Source organism: Nonomuraea sp. NPDC050691 (assembly GCF_040654455.1).
Taxonomy (GTDB): domain Bacteria; phylum Actinomycetota; class Actinomycetes; order Streptosporangiales; family Streptosporangiaceae; genus Nonomuraea.
This window is the reverse complement of sequence record NZ_JBFAIA010000093.1, coordinates 23014-31249: the sequence shown is the minus strand read 5'-3', so window position 1 is coordinate 31249 and position 8236 is coordinate 23014. Positions and strand designations below refer to the sequence as shown.

The following is an 8236-nucleotide window of genomic DNA, read 5'->3' as shown; positions in this document are numbered from 1 at the left end:
GGACCGTCCGCAGGGCGTGCGCGGCCCGCTCCGGAGCGGTGCGCCACACGTCGCGCCCGGACACCACGCCCGCCACCACGGTCTTGCCCGCCAGCGCCGCGACCCCGTCGAGGCCGCCGCGCACCAGGTCCACGCCGATCGCCTCCACCGGCGTGGCGGCCAGCACCGGCAGCGCCTCGCCCAGGTCGCCGTAGGGGGCGGCGACGAGCAGGCCGGGCCGCTCCGAGACGCCGCCGAGCCGTTCGTACGCCTCCCGGACCGCGGCCAGGCCGGCCGGCCCGAGGTCGGTCACCAGCGCGGGCTCGTCGAGCTGCGCCCAGGCGACGCCCTCGGCGGCCAGCTCCGCGAGCAGCCGCTCGTAGCAGGCCAGCACGTCGCCGAGCCGGTCCAGCGCCGCCGCGCCGCGCTCCGACAGCAGCAGGAACGTCACCGGCCCCAGCACCACGGGCCGCGTCTCCAGGCCCAGCGCCCGGGCCTCCCGCACCTCGCCGAGGAGCTTGGCGGCGTCGAGAGTGAAGACGGTGTCGGGCCCGACCTCCGGCACGATGTAGTGGTAGTTGGTGTCGAACCACTTGGTCATCCGCAGCGGTGCGAGGCCGTCCGTGCCCCGGGCCATGGCGAAGTAGGGGTCCTCGGCGTCCAGGTACTTCCGCGGCACCGCCCCCAGCATGACCGCCGTGTCCAGCACGTGGTCGTAGAGGGAGAAGGTGTTGGACGGCAGCGCCTCCAGCCCCAGCTCGGCGAGCCGGCGCCAGGTCCGCTCACGCAGCTCGGCCCCGGCGCGGTCCAGTTCCTCGCGGGTCGAGCGGCCGTCCCAGTACGCCTCCAGGGCGCGTTTCAGCTCCCGGCGCGGGCCGATCCGGGGGTAGCCCAGCACGGTGGAGGAGGGGAAGGCGGGCGGCGTGGACATGTCTGCTCCCTGTGTCGTCGTGGCCTGATCAAGGCGATCAGTGCCGGGAATCGTGCCCGCCGCACCCCGGTGGGTGCACCATGGATTCGTGACGCTTATGCTCCGGGAGATCCAGTGCTTCGCCCGCGTGGCGGACCGGCTCAGCTTCTCGCGGGCCGCCGCCGACCTCGGGATGTCGCAGCCCGCCATGAGCCAGGCGATCACCCGGCTGGAGCGGTCGGTCGGGCTCCGGCTCTTCGAGCGCAGCGCGAGGGCGGTCCGGCTCACCGCCCAGGGCAGGGCGCTGCTGCCGTACGCGGAGCAGGTGCTGGAGTCCGCGTCGGCCTTCTCCGCGGAGGCCTCGCGGCTGGCGCGGCCGAGCATTCATCTCGCTTATCCACCGCTCGTCGGCTCACTCGTCGCCCGGGTCGCCAGGCGCCTGGCCGCCCGCACCCCGCCCGTCGGTGTGGAGCTGCGCGTCGCCGACCGCGCCGAGGCGTCCGCCGCGCTGGCCCGGGGCGAGGTGTCGGCGGCGGTCCTCGCCATCCCGGCGCCCACGCCCTTCGTCACCGGGGCCCGCTTCCACGTGTCCGTCGACCACCTGGCCGTGCCCGCCGGGCACCCGCTCGCCGCCCGGCCCCGCGTCGCGCCCCGGGACCTGGCGGGCCGCACGGTGATCGCGCCGGGCGGGCGGCCGTGGCCGGGGCTGCCGGGCCGGACGCGGGCGGCGCCCGGCGACGACTTCGCCGCGGCCCTCGACCTGGTCGCGGCCGGCGCCGGGCTGCTGCCGTCGCCGCAGCTCCTGGTGCGGGCCGTGCGCCGGGACGACGTGACGTTCGTCCCGCTGGCGGCCGGCGACCTGCGGATCACCTACGGGCTGGCCTGGTCGCGCGAGCGGGTCACGCCGGAGCTGATGGCGCTGGTGCAGGCCGTGCAGGACGCCCTGTGGACCCGCTGAGGCGTCGAGATCAGGCCACGGGCAGGTTCTTCAGCGCCTCGCGGCGGCTGAGGCCGCTGATGCCCTTGGCCCGCACGTAGCGCCGGACCTCGTCCGGGCTGGTCTTGGCGTACTCACGCAGCGCCCACCCGATCGCCTTGCGGGCGAAGAAGTCGTTGTCGGACAGGCTCGGCTCGATGCAGGCGTAGAGCAGGGCGGTGTCGGTGCGGGCCTTGAACCGGTTCTGGCACAGGATGGCCGTGCGCCGCTTCCACAGGTCGCCGTCGTGCGCCCACTGCAGCACCAGGGGCCGCATCGCGTCGGGGAATGCGGCCAGCAGCCCGCCCACGCGGTGCGTGGCCAGCTCGTCCACGAGGTCCCACCAGGCGCCGCTGACGATCATCTCCTCGTACATCGGCACCGTGTAGAGCGTCTGGAACTCGCGGTAGTGCGCGTGGCCGGTCAGCTCGATCGCGGCGTAGCGCTCCTCGCGGTACTCGGCCTCGCGCCAGAGCGCGAGCACGGCCTGCCGCCACTCGGGCGCGGAGGCGATGCGATGGCCCGCGAACACCCGCTTGAGCGCGGCCCGGCGGGGCCCCGCCTGGACCCCGAGGAAGGGCATCGGGGACTTCATGTACGCCTGCATCAGCGGGGCCTTGGCGGGCTCGGCCGCCGCGCGCAGGGCCGCGCGCACCGCGTCGCGCACCGCCTCGGGCGCGCTCATCCCTTCTGGGTGGTGCGCTCGCCGGTCGCCAGGCCGTCGAAGAGCACCGTGATGTAGTGCTCGGCCAGCCCGGTCGTGTTGAGCCGGCCGCCGGGCCGGAACCAGCGCACCGCCACCCAGATGGTGTCGCGGATCATGCGGTAGGTCAGCTTGGGGTCGACGTCGGCGCGGAACTGCCCGGCCGCCTGGCCGGCCTTGATCTGCGCCACCCACATCTGCTCGACCTCGTCCTCGGCCTTGACGAGGTAGTTGAAGCGCTCGAACTGGCGCAGGTAGTTCCAGTCGTTCTGCATGACGGTGATCGCGGCGCGGTGCGGCTCCAGCGTGCCGAAGCCGATGCGCACCATCTCCGACAGCACCGTGCGCGGGTCGGAGCCGGACTCCAGGGCGGCGCGGTAGCGGGCGATGAGGTCGTCGAGGAAGGTGGACAGCACCTCGTCGACGATCGTCTCCTTGGAGTCGAAGTGGTGATAGAGACTTCCGGAGAGAATGCCCGCCTCTGTGGCGATCTCGCGTACGGTCGTGGCCTGGAAGCCCTTGCGCGCGAAGATCTCCGCGGCGAGCTTGACCAGGTGGTCGCGGCGCTCGGAGGCCGACCCCGAGGAGGTCGCGCGCTGACGCTTGGCGGGGGCGGCCGTGGTGGAGCTGGAGCTCTTACGCGTTGTCACGCTCTCCATTATGAGCCCTGGGACAATCGCTTGTTCACGGAAGTGTGCCTGCTCATCCGGCATTCTCGGCGCGACCAAGCGCTTGCTACCATACGGTGATGAACGAGGCCTACATCGTCGGCGCGGTCAGGACCCCGGTCGGGCGCAGGAACGGCGGCCTGTCCCGCGCCCACCCCGCCGACCTCGGCGCCCACGTGCTGAAGGAGCTGATGGCGCGCACCGGCGCCGACCCGGCCGCCGTGGAGGACGTGATCCTCGGCTGCGTCGACACCATCGGGCCGCAGGCCGGTGACATCGCCCGTACCTGCTGGCTGGCGGCCGGGCTGCCCGAGGAGGTGCCGGGCGTCACGGTCGACCGCCAGTGCGGCTCCTCCCAGCAGGCGCTCCACTTCGCCGCCCAGGCCGTCCTGTCCGGCACCGCCGACCTGGTCGTGGCGGGCGGCGTGCAGAACATGAGCATGGTCCCGATCTCCTCGGCGATGCACGCGGGCGTGCCGCTCGGCCACGAGACGCCCTCCTCCGGCTCCAAGGGCTGGAGCGAGCGGTACGGCACGCGGGAGGTCTCGCAGTTCGCCGGGGCCGAGCAGATCGCCGCGACCTGGGACGTCTCCCGCGAGGACATGGAGGCGTACGCCTACGCCTCGCACCGGCGGGCGATCGCCGCGATCGACGGGGGCCGCTTCGCCCGCGAGATCAGCCCGTACGAGGGCGTCGCCGACGACGAGGGGCCGCGGCGCGACACGAGCCCCGAGCGGATGGCCGCGCTGAAGACCCTCGTGGACGGCGGCCGGCTCACCGCCGCGCTCGCCTCGCAGATCTCCGACGGCGCCGCCGCCCTCCTCGTCGCCTCCGAGCGGGGCGTGCGGGCGCACGGGCTGACCCCGCGGGCCCGGGTCCACCACCTGTCCGTACGGGCCGCCGACCCGATCGTGATGCTGTCGGCGCCGATCCCGGCCACCGCGTACGCGCTGCGCAAGGCCGGCATGACCATCGGCGACATGGACGTCGTGGAGATCAACGAGGCGTTCGCCTCGGTCGTGCTGGCCTGGCTCAAGGAGACCGGCGCCGACCCGGAGCGGGTCAACCCCAACGGCGGCGCCATCGCCCTCGGTCACCCGCTCGGCGCGACCGGCGCCGTGCTGGCCGTCAAGCTGCTGCACGAGCTGGAGCGGACCGGCGGCAGGTACGGCCTGCAGACCATGTGCGAGGGAGGGGGCCAGGCCAACGTCACCATCCTGGAACGCCTCTGACGGCTCTCCGCGTCAGAAAATGCCACTAGCAAATAGGAAACTTTCCTATTAGATTGCGGGTCATGCCGATCAGCGCCGACCTGCTACGCCTGGCTGACGCCGTCCTCATGCCGGGATTCGAGGGGAAGACCCCGCCCGACTGGCTCCGGCGCCGGCTCGGCGAGGGACTCGGCGGCGTGGTGCTGTTCTCCCGCAACATCGCCGGCCCCGGCCAGGTGGCCACGCTGACGGCCGCCCTGCGCGCCGAGAACCCCGCCGTGCTCGTCGGCACCGACGAGGAGTCGGGCGAGGTGACGCGGCTGGAGGTGAGCACCGGCAGCAGCCGTCCCGGCGGCTACGCGCTCGGCGTCGTGGACGACGTGGAACTGACCGAGGCGATCGCCCGCGACCTCGGCGCCCAGCTCGCCGCCGCCGGGATCACCATCGACTTCGCCCCGTCCGCCGACGTCAACTCCAACCCGGACAACCCGGTCATCGGGCTGCGGTCCTTCGGCGCCGGCCCGGCGCTGGTCGCCCGGCACGCCCGGGCGTTCGTCCGCGGGCTCCAGTCGGCGGGCGTGGCGGCCTGCGCCAAGCACTTCCCCGGCCACGGCGACACCTCGGTCGACTCCCATCACGGCGTGCCCGTCATGGCGGCCGGCGGGATCGAGGACGCCCTCCGACCCTTCCGCGAGGTGATCGACGAAGGGGTCAAGGCCGTCATGACGGGGCACCTGCTCGTCCCGTCGTTCGACGGCGGGCTCCCGGCCACCCTCAGCCCCAAGATCCTCACCGGCCTCCTCCGCGAGGAGCTCGGCTTCGACGGGCTGATCGTCACCGACGGCATCGAGATGGCCGCGGTCGCCGGCACGTACGGGATCGGCGGCGCCGCGGCCCGCGCCATCGCGGCCGGAGCCGACGCGATCTGCGTCGGCGGCGAGCACGCCGACGAGGCGACCGCCGACGAGGTGCGCGACGCCGTCGCCGCCGCCGTCACCACGGGCGTGCTGCCCGAGGAGCGTCTGGCCGACGCCGCTCGCAGGGTCCGCGAGCTCGGCGCCTGGACCGCCTCCTCGGGCAGCGCCACCACCGCCCCCTTAGGCAGCGCCACCACCTCGCCGTCCCCCTCGCTCGGCGGGCCCGCGCTGGACCGGCCCGCGCTCAACGGACACTCCGGGCTGGCCGCCGCCCGCCGGGCCGTCCGCGTCACCCGCAGGTCCGCGGCGCCCGTGCTGCCGCTCACCGCCGCGCCCGTCGTGATCGAGCTCGCCCCCGAGATGAACCTGGCCATCGACAAGGCCACCCCGTGGGGCGTGGGGGAGCCGCTGACCCGCCTGCTCCCAGGCACGTCCGTGACCCGGCTCACCGCCGCCGTGGCCACGGGGCCGGCCCTGGAGGAGTTGCTGCGCGGCGCAGCCGGGCGCCCGCTGGTCGTGGCCGTCCGCGACGCGCACCGCCACCCCTGGCAGGCCGAGGCCCTGCGCCACCTGCTCAGCGCCCGCCCCGACACCGTGGTGGTCGAGATGGGCCTGCCCCTCCGCGCCGACGTCGGCGCCGTCCACATCGCCACGTACGGCTCCGCGCCCGTCTGCGGCCGGGCCGCGGCCGAGGTGATCACCGGCAGGCTCTGACGGCACTGACGTCTTGATCGCCGGTAGGCTCTGACGGCACTGGCGTCTACGGCGAGGAGCTCTGACGGCATGGACGTCGAAGGTGAGGACCTGTCCCACTCCGCGCTGGGCGAGCGGCTCGCGCCCGATGAGGTCCACGTCTTCCGCGGCTGCGACCTGACCGGCGCCGACCTGCGCGGCGCCGCCCTCGGCGGGGCGCGCTTCGAGTCGTGCGTGCTGGAGCAGGCCGACTTCCGCAAGGCCGACCTCGACGGGGCCGTCTTCAGCGGAGGCGGCGGCATGGGCCTCCGCTTCGACGACGCCGACCTCGTCGACGCGAGCTTCACGGACGTCGACCTCGCCTCCGCCCGGTTCGGCGGGGCGCTGCTGAGCGACGTGGCGTTCACCGGATGCCGCATGATCGGCGCGTCGCTGACCGCCTCGCGCGGCACCGGCTTCACGCTCACCCGCTCCAACCTCACCCTGGCCAACCTGGGCGGCTGCTCCCTGCGCGGGCAGGTCGTCGAGGGCGTGCGCTTCGACGACGCCGACCTGTCGGGCTGCGACTTCACCGGGACGACGTTCAGCGACTGCCGCCTGCGCGGCAGCAAACTGATCAGGACCGTCTTCGCGAAGGCCGACCTGCGCGGCGCCGACCTCGGCGAGCCCGACGACGCCAAGCTGAAGGCGTTCGCGGGCGCCATCGTCAACCAGGCGCAGGCGGCCGCCATCCTGGCCGCCCGCGGCATCACCGTGCTCTGACCGCCTGGGCGGTCACCGGCGGGGGTGCGCCAGGTCGACGAGGACCTGCGTGCCGCGTCCCGTCTGGTACCAGACCATGCCGTCCTGCAGGTGAAGGGTCGGCGAGGGCTTGTCGCCCTTGCGCGTCCCAATCGTTAACAGCAGGCCGGTGCGTTCCGTGGCGATGTCGTGCACGGCGACAGCCGCCTTGCCTGACGGGTCCCTCTGATGGACCAGCACGAAGCGGCCCGAGGAAAGTCCGCCCATGGCCCGTCCCGGGAAGGCGCGCAGTCCCGTGCCGTCGCGCCGCCACGCCTCGGCACCGTTGCGGCACCACGTCAGCCCGCAGTCCTGCCACGACGTCCGCCCGGAGGGAGGAGTCACGTCCCTGCTCTCCCCGGTGACCACGTTCTTCAGGTGCTCCAGGGGACGCGCGACGGGATGGTCCCCCCGTTCATGCTGCGGCCAGCCGGCCCAGGGCCACTCGACCAGGTGGAAGCCCCTCGACCCCAGGACGAGGGTCCACTCGCCGCCCTTCGACTTCAGCGGGACCCGGTAGACCCCGCCGTCTGCCGCCGACCACACGGCCATGCCGTCCGCGATGGCCAGGTTCTGAGCCCCGAAGATCTGGTTCTCGCTGGTGAGCGTGGCGGTGACCGAGGCGAGGCGGCGCGGGACGCCTCCGGTGACGGGGACGGCCCAGATCTCCGCGTTGCGGTCGCGGATCGCCGACCATGCCACGTACCCGTCGCCGAAGACCACCGGATCGTTGTCGATGTACATGCCTCCCTCGAGCGAGGTGATCCTGGCGAAGCGCCGCCGGTCCACGTTGTACGCATAGATGGTGTCGGGCCGGTTCCTGGTGAGCCCCCGTCCCACCACGACCCGGTCGCTGACGAACACGTCCGGCCTGAACTCCCGGCCGCCCGGCACCGTGGCCGGGACCTCGTGCACCGCCCCCGGCCACACCTGACGGACCGGCGGCGCGAAGCCGACCGGGGAGGGCTTGGGCGGTGTCGGCCGCACGGCGGGGACGGTCGGGGTGACCGTGCGTGTGGCGACCACGGTGGCCGCCACCACGACGGTGATCGCGGCCGCGACCGCCACCGGCGCCCACTACCTGCCGCCGGACGACCTCGCGCGCGGCGCGGGCAGGACACGTGGCGTCCCGTCGTCCCGCCGCCCCGGCGTCAGCCTGGCGGCGACGCTGCGCCTGCGCAGGACCGAACGGGAGGCGTTCAGCACGCAGACACGCACGTACGCCAGGCTCAGCGCGTCGGGACGCCTGCCGTGGAGCCTGGAGAAGACGTCCTGGACGACGTCCTCGGCGCTCTCCCGGTCGCCGACGAGCAGCAGGGCCAGGCGCACCAGGGCGAGCCGGCTGTCTCACTGTTCATGACCTGAGAACGCGCGCCGTGCCCGATCCGCTGCATCGCCC

At 73.8% G+C, this 8236-nt stretch carries 8 protein-coding genes and 1 pseudogene; 4 read left to right on the top strand and 5 right to left on the bottom strand.

Annotated features, from left to right (window positions below):
• Positions 1-910: pseudogene (locus AB0H81_RS27950) on the bottom strand (5-methyltetrahydropteroyltriglutamate--homocysteine S-methyltransferase); the annotation flags it as partial.
• A 97-nt stretch (positions 911-1007) separates the two neighbouring features.
• Between AB0H81_RS27950 and AB0H81_RS27945 the strand changes: the two are divergent.
• Entirely contained in the window at positions 1008-1847 is an 840-nt protein-coding gene (locus AB0H81_RS27945; protein ID WP_358380507.1) for a LysR family transcriptional regulator, read from the top strand.
• 10 nt (positions 1848-1857) lie between these two features.
• Here the strand turns inward: AB0H81_RS27945 and AB0H81_RS27940 are convergent, their stop codons facing one another.
• Positions 1858-2550 carry a DNA alkylation repair protein gene (locus AB0H81_RS27940; protein ID WP_358380503.1) on the bottom strand — a complete coding sequence of 231 codons (693 nt, stop codon included), beginning with the start codon at positions 2548-2550 and terminating at the stop codon, positions 1858-1860.
• Complete coding sequence (locus AB0H81_RS27935) at positions 2547-3218, bottom strand: TetR/AcrR family transcriptional regulator (protein WP_358380501.1); 672 nt, start codon at positions 3216-3218, stop codon at positions 2547-2549. Before AB0H81_RS27935 ends, AB0H81_RS27940 begins: the two co-directional genes overlap by 4 nt.
• 98 nt (positions 3219-3316) lie before the next feature.
• Between AB0H81_RS27935 and AB0H81_RS27930 the strand changes: the two genes are divergently transcribed.
• From AB0H81_RS27930 to AB0H81_RS27920, 3 genes are all read left to right on the top strand, one after another.
• Positions 3317-4468 (top strand): acetyl-CoA C-acetyltransferase, encoded by a 1152-nt coding sequence (locus AB0H81_RS27930; protein ID WP_358380499.1) that lies wholly within the window; start codon positions 3317-3319, stop codon positions 4466-4468.
• Between the two features lie 62 nt (positions 4469-4530).
• Positions 4531-6078 (top strand): glycoside hydrolase family 3 N-terminal domain-containing protein, encoded by a 1548-nt coding sequence (locus AB0H81_RS27925; protein WP_358380497.1) that lies wholly within the window; start codon positions 4531-4533, stop codon positions 6076-6078.
• A gap of 69 nt (positions 6079-6147) precedes the next feature.
• Positions 6148-6819, top strand: a complete 672-nt coding sequence (locus AB0H81_RS27920; RefSeq protein ID WP_358380495.1) for a pentapeptide repeat-containing protein — start codon at positions 6148-6150, stop codon at positions 6817-6819.
• Positions 6820-6831: 12 nt separating this feature from the next.
• Here the strand turns inward: AB0H81_RS27920 and AB0H81_RS27915 are convergent, their stop codons facing one another.
• Together AB0H81_RS27915 and AB0H81_RS27910 are read right to left on the bottom strand one after the other, a co-directional pair.
• Positions 6832-7905, bottom strand: coding sequence for a hypothetical protein (locus AB0H81_RS27915; protein ID WP_358380493.1), 1074 nt, complete (start codon positions 7903-7905; stop codon positions 6832-6834).
• 9 nt (positions 7906-7914) lie between these two features.
• The gene (locus AB0H81_RS27910; protein ID WP_358380491.1) at positions 7915-8166 is read right to left on the bottom strand and encodes a hypothetical protein; all 252 of its coding nucleotides are present in this window, start codon (positions 8164-8166) and stop codon (positions 7915-7917) included.
• Between the last annotated feature and the right edge of the window lie 70 nt (positions 8167-8236).